A 22,630-nucleotide genomic window follows, 5' to 3' on the forward strand; every position below is an offset into this window, starting at 1 on the left:
GCGGCTGCAGGCGCCATCGGGCTTCCGTCCCCCACGGCGACGCATTGCTGCTGGCACGCGCACCATGGCGGGATGCATCCAGCCTAGAAATCGGCGCCGTCCTATGGAATCAGGCGTTTCCTAAAGCCACTGTGGCCCGCGTACATCACCCGCGCGATTCAGCCCGGAGTCGGTCTCAGGCGAACAACGAGGCCTGCAGGCAGTACTCGATCAGCGCCTGGTCGCTGTCCACGCCGAGCTTGCGCATCGCGCTGATCTTCTGCGTGCTGACCGTCTTGGCACTGCGTTGCAGTTGTCGTGCGATCTCGCCCACGCTCATGCCGCCGGTGAACAGGCGGATCACTTCCAGCTCGCGCGGTGACAGGCGCGCACGCACGGCCTCGGCATCGGCCGGTTCACCCACGTCTACCGGCAGCAGGCCCGGGGGCCGGTAGATCCGGTCGGCCAGCACCACACGCAGGGCCTGTACCAGGCTGCCCAGTCCGTGGCTCTTGAGCACCACGCCGCCGGCGCCTGCGGCATACATCGCCGCCACCAGCGACGGGTTGGATACCATCGTCAGCACCAGCAGGCGTGTCTCCGGAAAGCTGCGGCGCAGGAACGAGATCAGCTTGATGCCGTCCCCGAAGCGATCACCCCCGGGCATGCTGTAGTCGGTGATCACCGCCTGTGGCCGGGTCCGGGTCATCAGCTCGATCAGCGTCGCCGGGTCGGCCGCTTCGCCCACGACCTCCAGGTCCAGTTCCCCGGCCAGCACGTCGCGGATGCCGGCAAGCACGATCGGGTGGTCGTCGGCGATGAGGATCCGTGTGGTCATGGCAGGGCCGGGTCGTCGGGAAGGGAAGGGGATGCGGGGTCAAGCAGGGGGTGCAGCAGTTGTTCGAGGCGCCGCTGGAAGCCGGCAAGCGGGGCCGCCTGGGTCGCCAGGTCAGCGCCGCCCGCCAGGGCATGTTCGATCTGCAGGCCGCGGTCCACCAGGGCTGGCGCGCCGACGATCACCAGTGCGCCGCGGATGCGATGCAGTACCTGCACCACGCGTGCGGGGTCGGCGGCGGCGATCGCCTGGCGCAGGCTGTCCAGGTCGCCCTGCATGGTCTGCACGAACAGCGCCTGCATCCTGTCCGGAACCTGCAGTGGCGCATCATCATCATCGCGCGCATCGGCGGAGTCCGGGCTCTCCGGCAGCGCCTGGACGCCTGCGTCGCCCTGGCTGATCCGGGTCAGCAGGCGCTGCAGGGCTTCCAGCGTGATCGGCTTGACCAGTACGCCCTGCATGCCTGACTCCTGGCAGCGTTGTCGCTCGGCCGGGTCGGCGTTGGCGGTGGCGCCGTGGATCGGTACGCGGGCACCGCGCGCGCGCAGGGCACGGGCCAGGCCGTACCCATCCATGCCGGGCATGTTCAGGTCGGTCAGCACCAGCGCGAACGCACCCTGCTGCCAGTAGCCCAGCGCTTCATTGCCATCGCTGGCGACCACGGCGCGGCAGCCCAGCTGCTCCAGCTGGTCGCGCAGGATGGCCTGGTTGATCGGATTGTCCTCGGCCACCAGCACCTGCAGGCCGAAGCGCCGCGGCAGGGGCAGGCGTCCGTTGGCACTGGCCGCCAGGGGCTGGCCTGCGGCGGCGGCCAACGCCATCACGATCGCATCGAACCGATGCAGTCCCACCTGCCAGAAGCCATCGATCTGCCGGGGCCGCACGCCGCCGTCGCGGCAGGCGACCACGCGCGCGCCACCGGCCCAGTGTGGCAGCGGACCGTCCAGGACCAGGTCAAGCAGTACCGCAGCCGCTGGCAGGCCCGTGGCGCTGTCTTCCCGGTACGCGCCGGCGTGCGCGCCGCGCTGCTGCAGGCGCTCGCACAGCGACTGCACCAGCTCGCGCACATTGCCGCGCACCTGCACCTGCAGCCCCGCCGGCAACTGCGGTGCCGGGCATTGCTGCGGATCCGCCGGCGCCGGGGACAGCGGCAGTTCGACGCTGAAACTGCTGCCCAGGCCACTCTCGCTGACCACGCGCAGCTGGCCTTCCATCAACGCCACAAAGTGCGCACAGATGGCCAGGCCCAGGCCGGTGCCGCGCATCGCGTCGGTGCCCGGGTTGGCCTGGAAGAAGGGCTCGAACAGATGCGCCTGGTGTTCACTGGCAATGCCGATGCCGGTATCGGCCACCTGCCACTGCAGCCAGCAGCGCTGTGCCTGCCAGCGTGCCGACACGCGCACCACCACGCGTCCGCTGTCGGTGAACTTCAGCGCGTTGCTGATCAGGTTGTTGAGCACCTGGCGGATCCGTGCGGCGTCACCGCATACCCTGGAGGGCACGTCGGCATCGATGCAGGCGTAGAACTGCAGCCCCTTGCTGGCGGCCGCGGCGGCGTACGAGTCGAGTGCATCTTCGGTCAGCCGGACCGGATCGAACGGGCTGGGCTCCAGGCTCAGTTGTCCGGCCTCGGCCTTGCTGACATCGAGGATGTCGCTGATCAACTGCATCAGGGTCGAGGACGAACGCTGGATCGTGGCGAGGTACTCCTGCTGCCGCGCATCCAGCGGCGTGAGCCCCAGCAGTTCGAGCGTACCGAGCACGCCGTACAGCGGCGTGCGGATCTCGTGGCTCATGGTGGCCAGGAACTGGCTCTTGGCGCGGTTGGCCTGGTCGGCAGCGCGACGCGCCTGCTGCAGTACCTGTTCGGCCTCGTGCTGGCTGCTGAGATCGATGAACAGGCACAACACCGCCGGCTCGCCGCGATAGCGCGCCGGTGTCGCCGTCACCAGCAGATGGCGGTTCTCAGGCGTGGTGTAGGCCAGTCCGTCGCCGAGGGTGGTGCCGCCAGCGGCCAGCACGCTTTGCCGCCAGGGGCCATGCCAGCCGCCTGCGTGATGGTCCTCGCCCAGCCAGCGGCGGGCGAGGGCGTTGTCCAGCAGTACCGTGCCATCGTCGCGCCGCAGCAGGCACAGCCCGATCGGTGCGTTGTCCAGGATGGTGCGGCTGAAGGCCTCGCTTTCCAGCAGGCGCGCGTGGTGGCTGCGCAGCGGCTCGATGACCGAACGCCGGTACGCGCGCAGCAGCAGCGTGCCACCCAGCGCCAGCAGCAGGGCCGCCACCGTCGCGCCGAGCAGCGGCCCTTGCGGGTGCTGGAATACCTGGCGCCAGCTGACGTGGTAGACCGCCTGCCAGCCGCGCTCGCTGCGCATGCGGAACTGCAGGCCGTCCAGGCCGGCCCGCGTGGCGGTGCCGGTGTCGCTGGCGTCTGCGGCATCGCCCAGCAGGCGCTGGCCCTCAGGATCGAACAGCGACAGCCGCTGGAACACCGGGACACCCAGCACCTGGCGGTAGTCATCAACACGCGCCGGATCCAGCAGGCACGCCAGCGCGGCCTGTGAATCCCGGCCATCCTCCCCCCACAGCCGCGCATCCTGTGGGGCGTGCGCGATGGCCAGCAGGCGGGTCTGGCGGTCGCGCCACGGCACGCTCACCCAGGCGATGCCGCCACGCCGCAGCGCGGGCCGCGTGGCCAGCGCCCGGTGGATGTCGGCGATCGCCGGGCGCAGGTGATGCGGGCTGTTCTGGCCGGCGTCATGACGGCCGATCTGCACCGGTGCCAGCAACCCGCGCGTGCCCTGGCCGTTGACCAGCAGGCATTGCGGCGGTGGGTAGCGCGAGGCCGACCAGAACGTGCCATAGAAGCGCAGGAAACGGTTGCCCAGTTCGGACGGCGGCGAAGGGCTGGCGCCCTCGCTTCCGACCATCGCAAAGTGCGCGAACAGCGGGCCGTGTTGCAGTTCGCCGCTGGCATCGGCAAGCGGTGGCCCCTGCATGCCGACGTCATGCAGCCGCCATTGGCGCAGGAAGCGCTCCTGCTCGCGCAGCGTGCCGTCCAGGCGGCGGAAGTGGAACTCGATCTTGCTGCGCTCTTCGTTCAGCAGCTGCGAACCGGCCGACAGCAGCAGTCCGGCCTGCAGGGTCGCCAGTGCCACCACGCCGATCAGCACGGCATGGACGCGCAGCGAGCGGCGGGCGAGTCGGCGGACGGGAGCGGCCTCGGCCGGCATGGCAGGTCTCGGAGCAGGGGGCGCACAGCGGCACCGGTAGCAGCAGCGGCACAGGTCCCCCCGCCGCAGCGCAGACAGGATCATCAATGCCGCTTGATGGTTTCGTGAAGCCGCCGCGGAGCCGGCGTCAGCGCAGCGCGGCCCGCAGGCGGTCATCCACAGGGCGCTTCCTCGTCCAGCAGGCGGGTGAACTCGTCCGACGGCAGCGCCTGCGAGATCAGGAAGCCCTGCACCTGGCTGCATCCGAGCTGGCGCAGTGCGGCCAGGTCCGCATCACTTTCCACGCCTTCGGCCACGATGGTCAGGCCCAGTTGGTTGGCCAGTGCGATCACCGTCGACAGGGTCAGGTGCAGGGCTGGATCACGGGCGCAGCCGCTGACCAGCGCGCGGTCGATCTTGACCTCGGTGAAAGGGGTATTGACCAGATTGTGGACCGAGCTCAGGCCCTGCCCGAAATCATCCTGGGCCAGGCCGAAGCCTTTCATGCGCAGCCGGCAGGCCCCGGCATAGAAATCACTGACGTGCCGCGTGGTGCTGTTCTCCATCAGCTCGAAGCACAACTCACCGGGGCTGCCGCCGTGGGCCAGGGTCAGCGCCAGCAGTTCATCGGGCAGGTCCGACTGTTCCAGCAGATGAGGCGGCAGGTTGATCGATACCGGTACCCGGAAGCCCTGTTTGCGCCAGCGTGCCTGTGCGCTGATGCTGGCCTTGAGCATCATCCGCAGCAGCTCGCCCTCCAACCCGTGGCGGCAGATCGCCGGCAGGAAGCTGCCAGCGGCCAGCGTGCCCAGCTGCGGATGGCGCCAGCGCACCAGGGCTTCGGCCGCCACCACCCGTCCGGACTGCAGCGATTTCTTCGGCTGGAACCAGGCCGTCAGGCTGCCGTCGGCCATGGCCTGGCGCAGTTGGGATGCGTCCGGTTCGGGCGCTGCCGGTGCGCGCGCGGGAACCTCGCCGGCGGCCGGACGCGCCTGCGCCAGGGCCTCGAACAGGGCGTCCACGTCGGCCGCCGCCACCGGCTTGGGCAGCAGGCCGATCACATCCAGCCCCAGCGATTCGGCCATGAGCCGTGCCGAGGTCATCATCCGCCGCGGCGCCGCACTGACCACCGCAAGGCGCGGCGGACGCGGCTGGGCCGCCAGGGCCTGGATGAACTGGATGCCGTCCTGCCCGGGCATCAGCAGGTCACTGACCACCAGGTCGTAGGGCTGGCACGCACACAGCGCGATGGCCGCCTCGACGTCTTCGCAGGCATCGACCTGGACGTCGGCGCGGCTGCCGAACAGGTTGGCCAGGAAGCCACGCTGGAAGGCCTGGTCTTCCAGGATCAGGACACGCTGGGTCATGCGGGGTCTCCTTGGCGCAGGGCGGTGAGTGCCTTGCGCAGGCGGGCGATGTCGATGGGTTTGCTCAGGTAGCCCTGCATGCCACTGGCCAGGCAGCGCTCGCGTTCCTCGGCGGTGGCATTGGCGGTGGCGCCGATCACCGGCACCAGGCTGCCGTCATCGCGCAGCTGGCGGGCCAGTGCGTGGCCGTCCATGCGCGGCATGTTGATGTCGGTCACCACCAGGTCGAAGCACTGATCGCGGCACCGCTGCAGGGCTTCCACGCCGTCCTGGGCCAGCTCCACCTCGCAGCCCAGGGTGCGCAGCTGCTCGGCCAGGATCACCCGGTTGATCGGATTGTCCTCGACGGCCAGCACGCGCAGGCCCAGCGGCATCGGTGGCGCCAGGCGGGCGGGCTCCGGCTGCGCTGCACGTTGCCGCTGCACGTTGGCCAGCGCATTGCCGATCGCGGCCATGCCGTGCAGGGTCACCACCAGGCTGCCATCGGCCGCGACGATCGGCTGGTCACCGCCCTCGATCGACGCCACCACGCGCGGTCCTGTCCACGGCAGCGGCATCCCGGCTTCGCCATCGAGCAGGATCGCGCCATCATGGTCCAGCAACGCCGGGTCGCCCTGCAGGGGCTGTGCGTTGGCGCCCCAGCGACGAAGCCATCCACAGGCACTGTCGACCAGCTCGCGGTTGCGGCCGCGCACCAGGATCGGCGGGTCCGGCAGCAGCGCGGGCCCGTCTTCGGCGGCGGCCAGGACCGGCAGCGGCAGGCGGACGCTGAAGCTGCTGCCCAGGCCCGGCTCGCTCACCACCTGCAGTTCGCCGCTCATCAGGCGCACCAGGCGGTCGCTGATGGACAGGCCCAGTCCGGTGCCCTGCGCGCTGGCCGCACCGCGCACCTGCCGGAACGGTTCGAACAGGCGTGCCTGCTCCTCAGCGGGGATGCCGACGCCGGTGTCGGTGACCTGCCAGGCGAGCACGCTCGAATCACCTTCGTGCTGCACCTGGCGCACGCGCAGTACCACCCGGCCATGCTCGGTGAACTTGATCGCGTTGCTGAGCAGGTTGGCCAGCACCTGGCGGATGCGGTCGGCATCACCGAGCACCCGCGTCGGCAGGCGCGGATCGGTGCAGACCAGAACCTGCAGGCCCTTGCAGGTGGCCGACGCGGCGAAGCTGCGCAGCACGCTCTCGGTCAGTTCGCGCGGCGAGAACGCCGCCGGTTCCAGGCTGAGCTGTCCTGATTCGATCTTGGAAACATCCAGCACGTCGCTGATCAACTGCAGCAGGACCGATGAAGAGCTCTCGATGGTGCGCAGGTACTGCGACTGCCGGGCATCCAGTTCGGTATGCCCCAGCAGTTCCAGCGTGCCCAGCACGCCGTATAGCGGGGTGCGGATCTCATGGCTCATGGTGGCCAGGAACGCGCTCTTGGCCTGGTTGGCCGCATCGGCAGCCTGGCGCGCCGACGACAACGCGGCCTGGGCCTGGCGGTGCCGGGAAATATCATGGAAGACGCACAGCAGCACGTCGTCGCCCTGGTAGCGGCAGGCTGCGTGCAGCACCTGCAGCTGGCGCCCGTCGCGGGTGGTGAACTCCAGCCCACGCCCGCGTTCGCCGGCGTGCCCGCGCCACGGAGCCTGCCAGTCGCTGTGCTCGCCTTCTTCGCCCAGCCAGTCGCGCAGCAGTTGGTTGGACAGCAGCAGCGCGCGGTCGTCGCGGCGCAGCACGCAGATGCCGACCGGTGCCATGTCGATCACCGTCGAACTGAAATCCAGGTTCTCCAGCAACCGGCGGTGCTGCTGCAGGGCCGGCTGGATCAACTGGCGGTCCACGCGATGCTGCAGCAGATGCAGCGCGACGCCGGCCAGCAGCAGCAACAGGAGGCAGACCAGCAGAGGCGCGGCCAGGTCGCCCAGCAGCAGTGGCGGCGGCAGGTGGTAGACCAGCCGCCAGCCATCGGTGCCAACGCCCTTGACCAGCGCCACGCCACGCGGCAGTCCGCCGCTCCACAACGTGCCGAAGCTGTCGTTCTGGCGCTGTTGAAGGGTCGTCCAGCCCGCGCGGTCCAGCCGCGGCGCCTGGCTGGACAGTGCGGGCTGTCCAGCACGGTCCAGCAGCGCGTAACCGCCGATGCCCTGGCCATCGATCATCCCCGCCGCTGCATCGGCATCAAGCAGCAGTACCAGCCACTGCGCCGGCTGCGGACCGGCCTGCACCGGCTTTGCCAGTGCAACGCCACGCTCACCCGGGCGCAGCCAGTACACCGGGCCCGCGCCCTTCAGGCTGCCGTTGCGCGCCTGCAGTGCACGCAGCGATGGCAGGCGCGCCAGGTCGACGTCGACCGCGTCGCCGGCCAGCCAATGTGCACCTCGCGCATCGACCAGCAGCAGGTGCGTCTGCAGCGCCTGCAGCGTGTGCTCGGCGCGTGCCGACAACAACAGTCGCTGGCCCGGCTGGCCGCCGGGGCCATCCAGCGCCACCTGGCGCATGCCTTCGCTGTCCGCAGTGGGCGCATCCGGGCGGCCGGCCAGCACCGAATCGCCCAGGTACCGCAGCAGGGCTTCGCGCTGGTCGAAATAGATCTGGGCCTTGTAGGCGGCGGCATTCATCTCGCGGCGATGGGTCGAGATGTCCTCGGTGAACGCCGTGAGCAGGTAGAAGCCGGCCGCCGCAGCCAGGCAGAGGAAGACGCACACGGTCAGGCAGCGCAACAGCACCGACGCGGTGGCCGATGGCACGGTCTGCTGCAGCGAAGGGCGGGGAAAGCGGAACATGCAACGATGCTAGGGAGCGGCGCGGAAGGCGCGGAATCAGCCGTTTCCTAAAATCCCCTGCGGCCGGGCAGGGCTGAAGCACACGCGCAGGTGCCGTTCAGGTGGCGGAAAAAAGAACCCCCGCCGGAGCGGGGGTCTTCTGTGTCTGCGCTGGCCGGGTGCTTACAGAGCGCTGCCACCGAACTTGTGGGTGTACTGCAGGTTGATCGTGCGCCCCACGCTGTCGAACCAGGACACGTCGTAGTACGGGTATGCAGTGTAGGTACGGTCCTTCGGCGGCATCTTGTTGAACACATTGACCACCGACAGCGACAGGCGCGAATGGTCGTCGACGCGGTACTGCAGCGAGGCGTTGTAGCGGTAGGTTGCCTTCACGTACGGGCTGTCACCGCTGTCCCAGTCGAACACCTGGTCGTAGCTGTCCGAGGTCGGCAGCTTGCCCAGGCGCGAGCCGTAGACCGTCGCCGACCATGCCTCCTTCTCCCAGGTCACGCTCAGGCCGGTCTTGGTGCGCGGGATGTCGAAGCCGCTGTTGACTGCGAACTGGTCTTCGCTGCGGTCGCCCGGGTAGCGCTGGAAATCATGCTTCTTCACCCAGGTGTGGGTGCCGTTGAAGATGAAATCGCCGAGCCCTGTCTGCAGGCGGTAGCGCAGGCCGACGTCGATGCCGGAGGTGGACTCGCGGGCGACGTTGATCGGCTCCACGCGCACGCCATACAGGCGCCCGTCGTTGCTGCGGGTGATGCGGGCAAGCGCGTCCACGCAGGTCGGCGAGGTGACGTCGGCGCTGCCCAGGCGGCAGTTCGCTTCGTTGGCCAGGATCGTGCGCACATCCATGTCCTGCACCTGGTTGCGCATGTCGATGTCGAACCAGTCCACCGACAGGTCCAGGCCGATCGCCGGCGACCAGACCACGCCGGCGCTCCACGAGGTGCTGGTTTCCGGGTCGAGCTGGCGGTTGCCGGTGCGGCTGCGGATCAGGTTGCGCTCGTAGTCGGCACAGTCGCTGGCACCGTCGGCGCGGCAGCTGTACAGGTCTTCGGCGCTGGTCTCGTCGTTGCCCGGGCCGGCGAATACATAGTGCAGGTCAGGCGCACGGAACGCGGTGCCATACGAACCGCGCACCAGCAGCGTGTCGATCGGGCGCCATTCCAGGCCGCCGCTCCAGGTGGCCTTGCCGATGGTGTGACCGGAATAGCGGTACTGGTCGTAGCGGCCGGCCACGCTCAGGTTGACCGTCTCGTGCAGCGGCATGCGCAGCTCCGCAGCGGTCGCCCAGCGGTTGCGCGAACCGTTGCCGTCCGAATCCTTCCAGCTGTAGTAGTAGTACTCGGTCGCCAGCGGATCGGGATTCAGCGAGTAGGCCTGCTGGCCCACTTCCACGGTCGCGGCAAACCCGGCGTCGCCACCGGGCAGGGCGAACAGGGCCGAATTGGTCAGGGTGAAGGCGGCGGTCTCCGTGCGCGACTTCGGGGTGTAGGTGGTACGCGCGGCGATCGCGTCGTACTCGGCGCGGGTCAGTGGCCGGTACAGGCGCGACGGGTCGGCGTTGTAGATCGGGAAACCGTCGTCATCCACGCCCAGCTGCGGGCCGAGGAACAGGTCATTGGCCTTGGCGGCAATGATCTGTGCCCAGCTGATCCGCGACTGGTACTGCGAATGGCTCAATGCCGCTTCGTAATCCCAGTTGCCGGCCAGGTTGCCCTTGAAGCCGGTGGTCACGCTGAAGGTCTTCTGCGTGCTGCGCACCATGGCATTGCGCAGGCCACCCATTTCCTCGGGGGAGAACTGGCGCTGCCAGAACTCGATCTCGCCGGTCGCTTCGTTGTTGAAATACCCCGACTCGTCGCCGTTGGCGTCCATGCGGCCCCACTTGGTGACGTCGCGCATCAGCGACATCGTGTGGTAGCCCAGCTGCACGTCGGCGAACCACTGCTGGCCATTGTCGAAGTCGTAGCTCAGCGACGCGTAGCCGTTGGCACCGCGGCGCTTGCTGAGGATGGTGCCATAGCCGATCGAGCTGTCACTGCCACAGTAGTAGCCGTACCTCGGGCGATAGGCGCGATAGGTGCTGCCCTGGTTCTGGCCGGACAGCGCTTCGCAGGTGGCCGCGCCCGGGTCCAGGTAGTCATCGTTGTAGTCGGTGCGCAGGTAGGCACGGCGCGCGATGCGCGAGCCCTCGGTGGGGCCATCCTGGGTCGAGTCCTGGATGTCACGCTCATAGGCCCACAGCGGGGTCTGCGACTGCAGTTCGACGCTGTAGACGGCGTTGAAATTGCCACGGCTGAAACCGCTGGCCAGGCTCATGTCGAACGACTCGCCACCGCCTTCGGTGGTGGTGCCCATGCGCATGTCGATGGTGGTGCCGTCGGCCTTTTTCTTCAGGATGAAGTTGACCACGCCGGCGATCGCGTCCGAACCGTAGATGGCCGACGCGCTGCCGGTCAGCACTTCGATGCGCTCGATCATTCCCAGCGGGATGTTGGAGACATCGGTGAAGTTGCTGCGGCCCTTGAACGGCATCGGGAAGTCGGCGATGCGGCGGCCATTGACCAGCACCAGCGTATGGTTCGGGCCCAGGCCGCGCAGGTCCACCTGCTGCGCGCCCGGCGAGAAGTCGGCGCCACTGGAGGACTGCGGGCTCTGCGTTTCACCGCCGTTCTGGGTCATCGCACGCAGCACGTCCGGCACGCTGGTGAAGCCACTGGAGCGGATCTGCTCGGCGTTGATCACCGTGATCGGGGCCGGGCCTTCCACCTGGGCGCGCGGAATGCGCGAGCCGGTGACCTGCACCGCGTCCAGTTGTTGAACCGAAGAGGAAGCCGGTGCCTGGGCCGCTGCGGAAGCAGCCACGCCCATCAACGCCAGCTGGATCGACCACGCCATCGCCTGTCTACGCATGAGGAATTCTCAAAAATGATGCCGGCCCGCAGAGGAGGGGCCCTGTCCCCCATTCATATTTCTGGAATGGGCGCGCGCATTTAACGCCTTTTTCATGTCCTTGACTACCGGGTGTCTATCTGGCAAAGAGTGAAAACGCTTGCAAGTCGATTTTGTTCAGGGAGATCAAGATGCGACCCCTCTGCAGTCTCCGGCGCGGTGCCTTCCTCTGGCTGCTGTTGGTGGTCCTGGCCTGGCCGTCCGCGAGCCCTGCCCAGGACCTGCAGGGACCGGGCTTCGCCTACTACGAAGTGGGTGACCTGGATGCGCCGAGACCCGGTCCGCGCGTACCGGCGATGATGCTGATGGGCGGTGGCGAATGGGTGCCCGAGGCCTTCCAGTGGTGGCTGAAGCAGGCCGGCCATGGCCGCGTGCTGATCCTGCGGGCCTCCGGCAAGGACGAGCTGCAGGACCGTCTCTATCACCAGATCGGCGGCACCACCGCCGTGCAGACCCTGGTCTTCGACAGCCGTCGCGGCGCCGACGATCCGGCGGTGCTGCGGGTGGTGGCTGCAGCCGATGCGATCTTCATTGCCGGCGGCGACCAGTCGCGCTACATCCGCTTCTGGAAGGGCACCGCGCTCAACCGCGCCCTCAACGCGCATGTGCGCGCCGGCAAGCCGATCGCCGGTACCAGCGCCGGGCTCGCCATCCTGGGGGGCTATGCCTACGGCGCGATGGACGGCGGCAGCATCACCTCCGGCGGCGCCCTGGCCGACCCGATGGGCCGCGCGGTGACCCTCGACAGCGGCTTCCTGCAGATGCCCTACCTGCAGCGCGTGGTCACCGACACCCATTTCGACAAACGCGACCGGCTCGGACGCCTCATCGTGTTCGTGGCCCGTGCCGCGCTGGAGAGCGGCGACCCCGGCATCGTCGGCATCGGCGTCGACGAGGACACCGCCCTGTGCGTGGAGCCCGATGGCCAGGCACAGGTCTACAGCGCCGACGGCCAGGGCCGGGTCTGGGTGGTCAGCCCCGGCCGCAGCGCCGATCGTCTGGTCGAGGGCGAACCCCTGCGCTTCCATGCCGTGCCGGTAACGGTGGTCGCCAGTGGCAGCCGCATGCGGCTGGACGACGTCCAGGCCGATGCCGATTACCAGGCCGTGGCCGACATCAGCGACGGCGAGATTGAGTTCACGCTTCGGTAGGGCCGGCCGCTGGCCGGCAACTCACCTTCCCCGATGCGCCCCGTGCCGGCCAGCGGCCGGCGCTACCCTGCAATCCATTCCCTCGTCCTGCTGGAGATGTACCCGATGAAACTGCGTCTGGCCCTGTGTGCGCTGCTGTCCCTGCCGTTGCTGGCCCAGGCCGCCCCAGCGGTCTCGCCGCTGCTGGTCATCCACGGCGGCGCCGGCGTCGAGCGCAGGGACCTGTCGCCGGCCGAAGAGAAGGCTGCGCGTGATGCGTTGCGCGCTGCGCTGCTGAAGGGGCATGCCGAACTGGCGGCCGGTCGCCCGGCGCTGGCCGCGGTCACTGCGGCAATCACCGTGCTGGAGGACGATCCGACCTTCAACGCCGGCAAGGGCGCGGTGTTCACCCATGACGGCCACAACGAGCTGGACGCCGCCGTGATGGACGGCGCCACCCAGGCCGCAGGCGCGGTGGCCGGCGTGCAGCGGGTGCGCAACCCGATCCTGCTGGCACAGACCGTGATGCAGAAGTCCAGGCACGTGATGATGGTCGGGCAGGGCGCCGAAACCTTCGCGGCCGAGCAGGGCATTGCCCTGGTGGATCCCTCCTACTTCCGCACGGAGAAGCGCTGGCAGCAGCTGCAGCGTGCACTGAAGGAAGAGGCCAGCGGCCAGGCCCATGCCGACCTGGAGACCGCAAGGCACTTCGGCACCGTGGGCGCGGTCGCGCTGGACGCGCAGGGGCACCTGGCCGCCGGCACGTCCACCGGCGGCATGACCAACAAGCGCTACGGTCGCGTGGGTGACTCGCCGATCATCGGCGCCGGTACCTGGGCCGACGCGCGCTGTGCGGTGTCGGGCACCGGCTGGGGCGAGTACTACATCCGCACCGCGGCCGCGCACGAGATCTGCGCGCGCATGCGCTACCCGGGGCAGACGCCGGAGCAGGCCGGCAAGGGCGTCATCAACCAGGCGATTCCGCAGATGGGCGGCGACGGCGGCGCGATCGTGCTCGGCGCCGATGGAAAAATGGCCGCGCCATTCAACACCCAGGGCATGTATCGGGGCTGGATCGGCGCCGACGGCGTTCCCCATGTCGCAATTTTCGCCAGCGAAGCACTGCCGGCTCCCGGGCAATAACCTTGCGTATCAATGGGTTTGCGACGACGTGTGAAAAAGATGGAAAAAAGCGTTGACAGCCCCTCGTCCCATCAGCAGAATAAGCGGCTCACCACCACACACCGCAACGCTTCGGCGGCAACGGGACGGGGTGGTAAGGAGGGATACCCAAGCGGCCAACGGGGGCAGACTGTAAATCTGCTGGCTTACGCCTTCGGTGGTTCGAATCCACCTCCCTCCACCAGTTTCACGTTGTGACATTCCCGGCGCGGGAGTAGTTCAATGGTAGAACCTCAGCCTTCCAAGCTGATGGTGCGGGTTCGATTCCCGTCTCCCGCTCCATTGAATGAACTTTGAATAGTATCGAGTTCATGTCATAATGCAAAACTCGGCTCACGTAGCTCAGTCGGTAGAGCACTTCCTTGGTAAGGAAGAGGTCGAAGGTTCGATTCCTTTCGTGAGCACCATCTTAAGCATCACCTCTCAGACGAATTCGAGATAAGCAGCCATGGCCAAGGGTAAGTTCGAGCGCACCAAGCCGCACGTCAACGTCGGCACCATCGGTCACGTCGACCACGGCAAGACCACGCTGACCGCCGCACTGACCAAGATCGGTGCCGAGCGCTTCGGTGGCGAGTTCAAGGATTACTCCTCGATCGACGCCGCGCCGGAAGAAAAGGCTCGTGGTATCACGATCTCGACCGCGCACGTCGAATACGAATCCCCGATCCGTCACTACGCCCACGTTGACTGCCCGGGCCACGCTGACTACGTCAAGAACATGATCACCGGTGCCGCCCAGATGGACGGCGCGATCCTGGTGTGCTCGGCCGCTGACGGCCCGATGCCGCAGACCCGTGAGCACATCCTGCTGTCGCGCCAGGTCGGCGTGCCGTACATCGTCGTGTTCCTGAACAAGGCCGACATGGTCGACGACGCCGAGCTGCTCGAGCTGGTCGAGATGGAAGTGCGCGAACTGCTGAGCAAGTACGAGTTCCCGGGCGACGACACCCCGATCATCGCCGGTTCGGCCCGCCTGGCGCTGGAAGGCGACCAGAGCGACATCGGCGTGCCGGCCATCCTGAAGCTGGTCGACGCGCTGGACAGCTGGATTCCGGAGCCGGAGCGTGCGATCGACAAGCCGTTCCTGATGCCGGTGGAAGACGTGTTCTCGATCTCGGGCCGCGGCACCGTGGTGACCGGTCGTATCGAGCGCGGCGTGATCAAGGTTGGCGACGAAATCGAAATCGTCGGCATCCGTCCGGTGCAGAAGACCACCGTGACCGGCGTTGAAATGTTCCGCAAGCTGCTGGACCAGGGTCAGGCAGGCGACAACGCTGGCCTGCTGCTGCGCGGCACCAAGCGTGACGACGTCGAGCGTGGCCAGGTGCTGGCCAAGCCGGGCACGATCAAGCCGCACACCAAGTTCGAAGGCGAAGTGTACGTCCTGTCGAAGGACGAGGGCGGCCGTCACACCCCGTTCTTCAACGGCTACCGTCCGCAGTTCTACTTCCGCACCACCGACATCACCGGCGCCGCTGCACTGCCGGAAGGCGTCGAAATGGTGATGCCGGGTGACAACGTCAAGATGGTCGTCACCCTGATCAACCCGGTGGCCATGGACGAAGGCCTGCGCTTCGCCATCCGCGAAGGCGGCCGTACCGTCGGCGCCGGCGTGGTCTCGAAGATCATCGAGTAATCTGGTAGTATCTGCGCCCCGATGTTGCCTGGGTAGGGCATCGGGGCGTATCAAATGGGAAAGCAGGCACAGGATGTGCCTTGTGTTCCCCGGACCAGGAAGGGTCAATGCCATTCAGGCGGCGTCAACAGGCGACTGTTGACAGCTGCCTTGCGTGCCATTATGCTTCTACGTCTGGGCAGGCCGGGAAACTGGTCTGCCTACGTTTTTGAGGTCCATGGAGTGACCTTGTCGGCCTGCAGGACTGCGGGCCGTCCGTATTCAGGAATTTCATGGGGCAAAGCAACCCAGAGGCTTTGTCTGTCGCTCTTTTAACGAAGGAACCTACCGCCATGGCGGACCAAAAGATCCGGATCCGGCTGAAAGCGTTCGATCATCGTCTGATCGACCGTTCGGCCAGCGAGATCGTTGAAACGGCAAAGCGGACCGGCGCGCAAGTGCGTGGCCCGATCCCGCTGCCGACCAAGATCGAGCGTTACACCGTTCTCGTCTCCCCGCACGTCGACAAGGACGCGCGTGACCAGTACGAGACCCGCACGCACAAGCGCGTGCTCGATATCGTTGACCCGAATGACAAGACCGTGGACGCGCTGATGAAGCTCGAACTGGCTGCCGGCGTCGACGTTCAGATCAAGCTGACCTGAGGACTACGACCATGACGAAGAAGTATTCGTTGGGCTTCGTGGGCCGCAAGGCCGGCATGAGCCGCGTGTTCACCGAAGATGGCCGTTCCATCCCGGTGACCCTGATCGAAGCAACCCCGAACCGCATCGCGCAGATCAAGACCGTCGAAACCGACGGCTACAGCGCCGTGCAGGTGACCGTCGGCGCGCGTCGCGCTGCCCTGGTCAACAAGCCGGAAGCCGGCCACTTCGCCAAGGCGAAGGTGGAAGCGGGTCGTGGCCTGTGGGAATTCCGCGTTGAAGACGCGCAGCTCGGCGATTTCGCCGTTGGCGGCGAAGTCAAGGCGGACATCTTCGAAGTCGGCCAGATCGTCGACGTCCAGGGTGTCACCAAGGGTAAGGGCTTCCAGGGCACCATCAAGCGCCACAACTTCCGTATGGGCGATGCAACCCACGGTAACTCGCTGTCGCATCGCGCGCCGGGTTCGCTGGGTCAGCGCCAGACCCCGGGTCGCGTTTTCCCGGGCAAGAAGATGTCGGGCCACATGGGCGCGGTGCAGCAGAGCACCCAGAACCTGGAAGTGGTCAAGGTCGACGTCGAGCGCGGTCTGATCGCCGTTCGCGGCGCCGTTCCGGGCGCGGCGGGTGGCGATGTGATCGTCCGTCCGGCGAGCAAGGCATAAGGAGAGATGACGATGGAACTCGTTATCACGGGTAGCAACAACAAGGTCTCGGTCTCCGACGCCGTGTTCGGTCGCGATTTCAGCGAAGATCTGGTCCACCAGGTCGTCGTTGCCTACCGCAACGCCGGTCGCGCCGGCACCAAGGCACAGAAGACTCGCTCCGAAGTGGCTGGTACCACCAAGAAGTCGAAGAAGCAGAAGGGCGGCGGCGCGCGTCATGGCGCACTGACGGCTCCGATCTTCGTCGGCGGCGGTGTCACCTTCGCGGCCAAGCCGCGCAGCTTCGAGCAGAAGGTCAATCGTAAGCAGTACCGTGCCGCCATGTGCGCGATCCTGTCCGAGCTGAACCGTCAGGGCCGCCTGACCATCGTGGAGTCCTTCGACGTCGAAGCGACCAACACGAAGGGTCTGGTCGCCAAGCTGGCCGGCCTGGAAGTGGGCAAGCGCCCGCTGATCGTCACCGAAGAAGCGTCCGAGCACCTGTACCTGTCCGCCCGCAATCTGCCGTACGTGCAGGTGCGTGACGTCCAGGGCCTGGATCCGGTCTCGCTGGTGGGTGCCGACACGGTCGTCATCACCGCTGACGCGGTCAAGAAGGTCGAGGAGTGGCTGGCATGAACAGCAACGAAAAAATCTTCAGCGTGCTGCGTGCCCCGCGTGTCTCCGAAAAGACCGCGCGCCTGCAGGAACTCTCCAACCAGTATGTCTTCGAAGTTTCGAACGAAGCCACCAAGGCCGATGTAAAGGCCGCGGTTGAGCAGCTGTTCGACGTCAAGGTCGAAGCCGTCAACGTGGTCAACGTCAAGGGCAAGAACAAGTCCTTCCGTAACCGTGCTGGCCGCCGCGGCGATTGGCGCAAGGCGTACGTTCGCCTGGCCGACGGCCAGTCGATCGATGTAACGGCCAAGGCCTGAGGTACATCCCATGCCATTGATGAAATTCAAGCCCACTTCCCCCGGCCGCCGTTCGGCCGTGCGCGTGGTTACGCCCGACCTGCACAAGGGTGCTCCGCACGCCGCACTGGTCGAGTCGCAGAGCCGCTCGGGTGGCCGCAACCACCACGGCCGCATCACCGTGCGTCACGTCGGTGGTGGTGCCAAGCAGCACTACCGCATCATCGACTTCAAGCGCAACAAGCTGGGCATCCCGGCGCGCGTGGAACGCATCGAATACGATCCGAACCGCACCGCCCACATCGCCCTGCTGTGCTACGTCGATGGTGAGCGTCGCTACATCATCGCCCCGAAGGGCCTGAAGGCCGGTGATCAGGTGATCGCTGGTTCGGACGCCCCGATCAAGGCCGGCAACACCCTGCCGCTGCGCAACATCCCGGTCGGCACCACCATCCACTGCATCGAGCTGAAGCCGGGCAAGGGCGCTCAGATCGCTCGCGCCGCTGGTGCGGCCGTGCAGCTGGTGGCTCGCGAAGGCATCTACGCCACCCTGCGCCTGCGCTCGGGTGAAATGCGCAAGGTTCCGGTCGAGTGCTGCGCCACCATCGGCGAAGTCGGCAACGACGAGCACAGCCTGGAAAAGCTGGGCAAGGCCGGTGCCAAGCGTTGGCGCGGCGTCCGCCCGACCGTTCGTGGTGCTGCCATGAACCCGGTTGACCACCCGCACGGTGGTGGTGAGGCCAAGGCCGGCCAGGGTAACCCGCATCCGGTCACCCCGTGGGGTGTTCCGACCAAGGGTTACAAGACGCGCCATAACAAGCGCACTCAGCAGTTCATCGTCCGCGATCGTAGGGGCTAATCGACCATGGCACGTTCACTCAAGAAGGGCCCGTTCGTCGATCACCACCTCGTCAAGAAGGTGGAGGCCGCTGCGGGCAGCAAGAAGCCGATCAAGACCTGGTCGCGCCGTTCGATGATCCTGCCTGACATGGTAGGCATCACCATTGCCGTGCATAACGGCAAGAACCACATCCCGGTTCTCGTCAACGAGAACATGGTCGGCCACAAGCTCGGCGAATTTGCCATCACCCGGACCTTCAAGGGTCACGGTGGTGACAAGAAGTCGGGCAAGTAAGGAGAGATGACAATGGAAGCGAAAGCCATCCTGCGCACTGCGCGCATCTCCCCGCAGAAGGCTCGTCTGGTCGCTGACCAGGTGCGCGGTCTGCCGGCCGAACGTGCGGTCAACCTGCTGAAGTTCTCGGACAAGAAGGCTGCCCACCTGATCAAGAAGGTGGTGGAGTCGGCAATTGCCAACGCCGAGAACAACCAGGGCGCCGACGTCGACGAGCTGAAGGTTCAGACCATCATGGTTGATGAAGGTCCGACCCTGAAGCGTTTCATGGCGCGGGCGAAAGGCCGCGGTACCCGCATCCTCAAGCGCACCAGCCACATCACTGTGGTTGTGGGCGCCGCCAAGTAAGCGGATAAGGAAAAGACCATGGGTCATAAAGTTCATCCGATTGGTATCCGCCTCGGCATTTCCAAGGACTGGAACTCCAAGTGGTACGCCAACAAGGCCGAGTTCGCCGGTTACCTGGCAGCCGACCTGAAAGTGCGCGAAATGCTGCGCAAGAAGCTGGCCCAGGCCGGCATCAGCAAGATCCTGATCGAGCGTCCGGCCAAGACCGCTCGCGTGACGATCCACACCGCCCGTCCGGGCGTGGTGATCGGCAAGCGCGGTGAGGACATCGAGAAGCTGCGCAAGGAAGTGAGCGAGATGATGGGCGTCCCGGCGCACATCAACGTCACCGAAGTGCGCAAGCCGGAACTGGACGCGCAGCTCGTTGCCGAGTCGATCGCCCAGCAGCTGGAGCGTCGCATCATGTTCCGCCGTGCAATGAAGCGCTCGGTCGGCAACGCGATGCGCCTGGGTGCCCTGGGCATCAAGGTCAACGTTGGTGGCCGCCTCAACGGTGCTGAAATCGCCCGTTCGGAGTGGTACCGCGAAGGCCGCGTGCCGCTGCACACCCTGCGTGCCGACATCGACTATGGCTTCGCTGAAGCCAAGACGACCTACGGCATCATCGGCATCAAGGTCTGGATCTACAAGGGCGAGGTCTTCGATTTCTCCCAGGTTGGCCAGGAAAAGCAGGACGACACCCCGTCGCGCAACGATCGTCACGATCGCGGCGACCGTGGTGACCGTCAGCGCCCGGCCCGTGAAGCGAGGTAACGACAATGTTGCAACCCAAGCGAACCAAGTACCGCAAGGTACACAAGGGCCGTAACGATGGCCTGAGCTGGAGCGCCAACGCTGTCAGCTTCGGCGAATACGGCCTGAAGGCAACCGCACACGGTCAGCTGACCGCGCGTCAGATCGAAGCGGCCCGCCGCTCGATCAGCCGCTACGTCAAGCGCGGCGGCAAGATGTGGATCCGCGTGTTCCCCGACAAGCCCATCACCAAGAAGCCCATCGAAGTTCGAATGGGTTCGGGTAAGGGTAACGTGGAATACTGGGTGGCCCAGATCCAGCCCGGCCGCATGATCTATGAAATCGAGGGTGTTTCCGAGGAAGTGGCTCGCGAGGCGTTCCGCCTGGCCGCCGCCAAGCTCTCGGTCACCACCACTTTCGTGACCCGTACGGTGCGCTGATGGATATCAAAACTCTCCGTGAAAAGTCGGCTGACGAACTCAAGGCCCACCTGATCGACCTGCGTAAGGAACAGTTCTCTGTCCGTATGCAGCAGGTCACCGGCCAGCTGCCGAAGACCCACGACATTCGCCGGGTCCGTCGCGAGATTGCTCGCGTCAAGACCCTGCTCGGCAGCACGAAGTAAGGATGGCCGCTATGAGCGACAATACTGAAAAGAAGACGCTGCGCACGGTCGAAGGCCGTGTCGTCAGCAACAAGATGGACAAGACGGTTACCGTCCTGGTTGAGCGTCAGGTCAAGCACGCGCTGTACGGCAAGTACATCAAGCGCTCGACCAAGCTGCACGCCCACGATGCCGACAACGCCTGCAAGGAAGGCGATGTCGTCCGCGTGACCGAGATTGCTCCGATGTCCAAGACCAAGAACTGGCGCGTGGTGGAAGTCATCACGCGTGCGGCTGAATAAGGAGTCTGAATCATGATCCAGATGCAGAGCTACCTTGACGTCGCGGACAATTCGGGTGCCAAGCAGGTGATGTGCTTCAAGGTGCTGGGTGGTTCCAAGCGCCGTTACGCCGGCATCGGCGACATCATCAAGGTCACCGTGAAGGATGCGATTCCGCGCGGCAAGGTCAAGAAGGGTGAAGTGTATGACGCCGTCGTGGTGCGTACCCGCAAGGGTGTGCGTCGCGCCGACGGTTCGCTGATCCGCTTCGACGGCAACGCTGCCGTCCTGCTGAACAACAAGCAGGAGCCGATCGGTACCCGTATCTTCGGGCCGGTGACCCGTGAACTTCGTTCGGAGAAGTTCATGAAGATCGTCTCGCTCGCTCCCGAAGTGCTGTGAGCGACAGGAGATAATCATGGCTAACCGTATCAAGAAGGGCGACCAGGTTGTCGTCAACGCTGGCAAGGACAAGGGCAAGCAGGGCGAAGTCGTCCGCGTCGACGGCGACCGTGTGGTCGTCGCCAACGTGAACATCGTCAAGCGCCACACCAAGCCGAACCCGCAGGCAGGTGTTGCCGGCGGCGTGGTCGAGCGCGAAGCTTCGATCCATATCTCCAACGTGAACGTGCTGAACCCGGCTTCGGGCAAGGGCGAACGCGTTGGCTTCAAGGTGCTGGAGGATGGACGCAAACTGCGTGTGTTCCGCTCCAGCGGTGAGGCGCTCGACGCCTGAGGAATGTGAAGATGACTTCCCGTCTCGAAAAGATCTACAAGGAAGAAGTGGTGCCGGCGCTGATGAAGCAGTTCGGCTACACCAATCCGATGGAAGTACCGAAGCTCGTCAAGGTCACCCTGAACATGGGTGTCGGCGAGGCTGCCACCAACAAGAAGATCCTGGAAAACGCCGTCGCGGACATGACCAAGATTTCCGGCCAGAAGCCGGTTGTCACCAAGTCGCGTATCTCGGTTGCGTCGTTCAAGATCCGTGATGGTTGGCCGATCGGCTGCAAGACCACGCTGCGTCGCCACAAGATGTACGAGTTCCTGGACCGCCTGATCAACATCTCGCTGCCGCGCGTGCGCGACTTCCGTGGTGTTTCCGGTCGTTCCTTCGACGGCCGCGGCAACTTCAACATGGGTGTGAAGGAACAGATCATCTTCCCGGAAATCGACTTCGACGCCGTCGACGCGATCCGCGGTATGGATATCGCCATCACCACCACTGCGAAGACCGACGCGGAAGCGAAGGCGCTGCTGGCAGCGTTCAAGTTCCCGTTCCGTAACTGATCTGTCGAGGAAACCGAAATGGCAAAGACCTCCATGGTCAACCGCGACATCAAGCGGGAAAAGCTGGCCAAGAAGTACGCTGAGAAGCGTGCGGCTCTGAAGAAGATCGTGTCCTCCGTGGACGCGACCTACGAAGAGAAGATCGACGCCGCAACCAAGCTGGCCAAGCTGCCGCGCGATTCGTCGCCGAGCCGTCAGCGCAACCGTTGCGAGCTGTCGGGTCGTCCGCGTGGCGTGTACAGCAAGTTCGGCCTCGGCCGCAACAAGCTGCGCGAAGCCACCATGCGTGGCGACGTCCCGGGCCTGCGCAAGGCCAGCTGGTAATCCCAGCCGGCCCTGCGATCAGCACCTCCTTGCGGGGGTGCTGAACCGGGGGAGGGGGCTGTTCAGCTTCCTTTCTGCGAAAAAAACCCGAAGAGCCCGACGCAAGTCGGGCTCTTTTGGCGTATACTCCCGCGTCTTGCCCTGTGCAGACGGGGTTGTAGGAGTGGGCCCTGGCCCGCTGCATCAAGGGACCTGGCCCGTTTCCAGGAGACAACAGATTTTCGCGAAAGCGGATATCGGTGCACTCAAAGGTACTCATATGAGCATGACTGATCCCATCGCCGACCTGCTGGTCCGCATCAAGAATGCGGCCGCAGTTGGCAAGCAGACGGTGAAAGCCCCGTCGTCCAAGATCAAGGTTGCGATCGCCCAGGTCCTGAAGGACGAGGGTTACATCACCGACCTGCGCGTGACCCAGCTGGAAAACAACAAGTCCGAGCTGGAAATCGTGCTGAAGTATTTCGAAGGCAAGCCGGTCATCGCGACCCTGAAGCGCTTCTCGCGTTCGGGCCTGCGCCAGTACCGCGGCAAGAGCGAGCTGCCGAAGGTCATGAACGGCCTGGGTATCTCCATCATTTCCACCTCCAAGGGCATCATGACTGATGCGCAGGCGCGCCAGCTGGGCGTCGGCGGCGAAGTCCTGTGCTTCGTGGCCTAAGGCGAAAGGA

24 protein-coding genes and 3 tRNA genes are annotated in these 22,630 nt (G+C 65.9%); 22 read left to right on the top strand and 5 right to left on the bottom strand.

Going from position 1 to position 22,630, the window contains the following annotated elements; all coding sequences use genetic code 11:
* Positions 1-175: 175 nt before the first annotated feature.
* The 5 genes from BLS66_RS08360 to BLS66_RS08380 form a co-directional block, all read right to left on the bottom strand.
* Positions 176-817: a response regulator gene (locus BLS66_RS08360; protein ID WP_074725623.1), complete on the bottom strand. Its 642-nt coding sequence runs from the start codon at positions 815-817 to the stop codon at positions 176-178.
* Entirely contained in the window at positions 814-4,044 is a 3,231-nt protein-coding gene (locus BLS66_RS08365) for a hybrid sensor histidine kinase/response regulator (RefSeq protein ID WP_074725624.1), read from the bottom strand. Before BLS66_RS08365 ends, BLS66_RS08360 begins: the two co-directional genes overlap by 4 nt.
* 152 nt (positions 4,045-4,196) lie before the next feature.
* Positions 4,197-5,390, bottom strand: coding sequence for an EAL domain-containing response regulator (locus BLS66_RS08370; protein ID WP_049464669.1), 1,194 nt, complete (start codon positions 5,388-5,390; stop codon positions 4,197-4,199).
* Positions 5,387-8,158, bottom strand: a complete 2,772-nt coding sequence (locus BLS66_RS08375; RefSeq protein WP_074725625.1) for a response regulator — start codon at positions 8,156-8,158, stop codon at positions 5,387-5,389. Before BLS66_RS08375 ends, BLS66_RS08370 begins: the two co-directional genes overlap by 4 nt.
* A gap of 162 nt (positions 8,159-8,320) precedes the next feature.
* Positions 8,321-11,059 (bottom strand): TonB-dependent receptor plug domain-containing protein, encoded by a 2,739-nt coding sequence (locus BLS66_RS08380; protein ID WP_074725626.1) that lies wholly within the window; start codon positions 11,057-11,059, stop codon positions 8,321-8,323.
* Between the two features lie 170 nt (positions 11,060-11,229).
* Here BLS66_RS08380 and BLS66_RS08385 point away from each other — a divergent pair, with 170 nt between their 5' ends.
* The 22 genes from BLS66_RS08385 (at position 11,230) to rpsH (ending at position 22,620) form a co-directional block, all read left to right on the top strand.
* Positions 11,230-12,249, top strand: coding sequence for a cyanophycinase (locus BLS66_RS08385; protein ID WP_074725647.1), 1,020 nt, complete (start codon positions 11,230-11,232; stop codon positions 12,247-12,249).
* 105 nt (positions 12,250-12,354) lie between these two features.
* The gene (locus BLS66_RS08390) at positions 12,355-13,371 is read left to right on the top strand and encodes an isoaspartyl peptidase/L-asparaginase family protein (RefSeq protein WP_074725648.1); all 1,017 of its coding nucleotides are present in this window, start codon (positions 12,355-12,357) and stop codon (positions 13,369-13,371) included.
* 137 nt (positions 13,372-13,508) lie between these two features.
* Positions 13,509-13,594: transfer RNA gene (locus BLS66_RS08395), tRNA-Tyr, on the top strand.
* A gap of 24 nt (positions 13,595-13,618) precedes the next feature.
* A tRNA-Gly gene (locus tag BLS66_RS08400) sits at positions 13,619-13,692 on the top strand.
* Positions 13,693-13,741: 49 nt separating this feature from the next.
* Positions 13,742-13,817 (top strand) — tRNA-Thr (locus BLS66_RS08405).
* A 41-nt stretch (positions 13,818-13,858) separates the two neighbouring features.
* Positions 13,859-15,049: an elongation factor Tu gene (gene tuf / locus BLS66_RS08410; protein WP_014036096.1), complete on the top strand. Its 1,191-nt coding sequence runs from the start codon at positions 13,859-13,861 to the stop codon at positions 15,047-15,049.
* A 332-nt stretch (positions 15,050-15,381) separates the two neighbouring features.
* Positions 15,382-15,693 (top strand): 30S ribosomal protein S10, encoded by a 312-nt coding sequence (rpsJ, locus tag BLS66_RS08415; RefSeq protein WP_005408208.1) that lies wholly within the window; start codon positions 15,382-15,384, stop codon positions 15,691-15,693.
* An 11-nt stretch (positions 15,694-15,704) separates the two neighbouring features.
* Positions 15,705-16,355, top strand: a complete 651-nt coding sequence (gene rplC, locus BLS66_RS08420; protein WP_004145336.1) for a 50S ribosomal protein L3 — start codon at positions 15,705-15,707, stop codon at positions 16,353-16,355.
* A 12-nt stretch (positions 16,356-16,367) separates the two neighbouring features.
* The gene (rplD, locus tag BLS66_RS08425; RefSeq protein ID WP_049470438.1) at positions 16,368-16,973 is read left to right on the top strand and encodes a 50S ribosomal protein L4; all 606 of its coding nucleotides are present in this window, start codon (positions 16,368-16,370) and stop codon (positions 16,971-16,973) included.
* On the top strand, positions 16,970-17,269 hold the full coding sequence (gene rplW / locus BLS66_RS08430) for a 50S ribosomal protein L23 (RefSeq protein WP_004145338.1): 300 nt from the start codon (positions 16,970-16,972) through the stop codon (positions 17,267-17,269). The genes rplD and rplW overlap by 4 nt, the downstream gene beginning before the upstream one ends.
* A gap of 10 nt (positions 17,270-17,279) precedes the next feature.
* Positions 17,280-18,107: a 50S ribosomal protein L2 gene (rplB, locus tag BLS66_RS08435; protein WP_004145339.1), complete on the top strand. Its 828-nt coding sequence runs from the start codon at positions 17,280-17,282 to the stop codon at positions 18,105-18,107.
* Positions 18,108-18,113: 6 nt separating this feature from the next.
* Positions 18,114-18,383 carry a 30S ribosomal protein S19 gene (gene rpsS / locus BLS66_RS08440; protein WP_005415413.1) on the top strand — a complete coding sequence of 90 codons (270 nt, stop codon included), beginning with the start codon at positions 18,114-18,116 and terminating at the stop codon, positions 18,381-18,383.
* Positions 18,384-18,395: 12 nt separating this feature from the next.
* Positions 18,396-18,731 (top strand): 50S ribosomal protein L22, encoded by a 336-nt coding sequence (rplV, locus tag BLS66_RS08445; protein ID WP_004145348.1) that lies wholly within the window; start codon positions 18,396-18,398, stop codon positions 18,729-18,731.
* An 18-nt stretch (positions 18,732-18,749) separates the two neighbouring features.
* Entirely contained in the window at positions 18,750-19,484 is a 735-nt protein-coding gene (rpsC, locus tag BLS66_RS08450; RefSeq protein WP_004145350.1) for a 30S ribosomal protein S3, read from the top strand.
* Between the two features lie 5 nt (positions 19,485-19,489).
* Complete coding sequence (gene rplP / locus BLS66_RS08455; RefSeq protein WP_004154486.1) at positions 19,490-19,903, top strand: 50S ribosomal protein L16; 414 nt, start codon at positions 19,490-19,492, stop codon at positions 19,901-19,903.
* Complete coding sequence (gene rpmC / locus BLS66_RS08460; protein WP_004154487.1) at positions 19,903-20,088, top strand: 50S ribosomal protein L29; 186 nt, start codon at positions 19,903-19,905, stop codon at positions 20,086-20,088. Before rplP ends, rpmC begins: the two co-directional genes overlap by 1 nt.
* A gap of 11 nt (positions 20,089-20,099) precedes the next feature.
* Positions 20,100-20,369: a 30S ribosomal protein S17 gene (gene rpsQ / locus BLS66_RS08465; RefSeq protein ID WP_004154489.1), complete on the top strand. Its 270-nt coding sequence runs from the start codon at positions 20,100-20,102 to the stop codon at positions 20,367-20,369.
* A gap of 12 nt (positions 20,370-20,381) precedes the next feature.
* On the top strand, positions 20,382-20,750 hold the full coding sequence (rplN, locus tag BLS66_RS08470; RefSeq protein ID WP_010483978.1) for a 50S ribosomal protein L14: 369 nt from the start codon (positions 20,382-20,384) through the stop codon (positions 20,748-20,750).
* 16 nt (positions 20,751-20,766) lie between these two features.
* Positions 20,767-21,084: a 50S ribosomal protein L24 gene (gene rplX / locus BLS66_RS08475; protein WP_004154490.1), complete on the top strand. Its 318-nt coding sequence runs from the start codon at positions 20,767-20,769 to the stop codon at positions 21,082-21,084.
* A gap of 11 nt (positions 21,085-21,095) precedes the next feature.
* Positions 21,096-21,638, top strand: coding sequence for a 50S ribosomal protein L5 (gene rplE, locus BLS66_RS08480; protein WP_005415416.1), 543 nt, complete (start codon positions 21,096-21,098; stop codon positions 21,636-21,638).
* A gap of 18 nt (positions 21,639-21,656) precedes the next feature.
* The gene (rpsN, locus tag BLS66_RS08485; RefSeq protein WP_005408209.1) at positions 21,657-21,962 is read left to right on the top strand and encodes a 30S ribosomal protein S14; all 306 of its coding nucleotides are present in this window, start codon (positions 21,657-21,659) and stop codon (positions 21,960-21,962) included.
* Between the two features lie 259 nt (positions 21,963-22,221).
* The gene (rpsH, locus tag BLS66_RS08495) at positions 22,222-22,620 is read left to right on the top strand and encodes a 30S ribosomal protein S8 (RefSeq protein ID WP_005408210.1); all 399 of its coding nucleotides are present in this window, start codon (positions 22,222-22,224) and stop codon (positions 22,618-22,620) included.
* Positions 22,621-22,630: the final 10 nt, after the last annotated feature.

The sequence above is a fragment of the Stenotrophomonas pavanii genome, from assembly GCF_900101175.1.
Classification (GTDB): domain Bacteria; phylum Pseudomonadota; class Gammaproteobacteria; order Xanthomonadales; family Xanthomonadaceae; genus Stenotrophomonas; species Stenotrophomonas pavanii.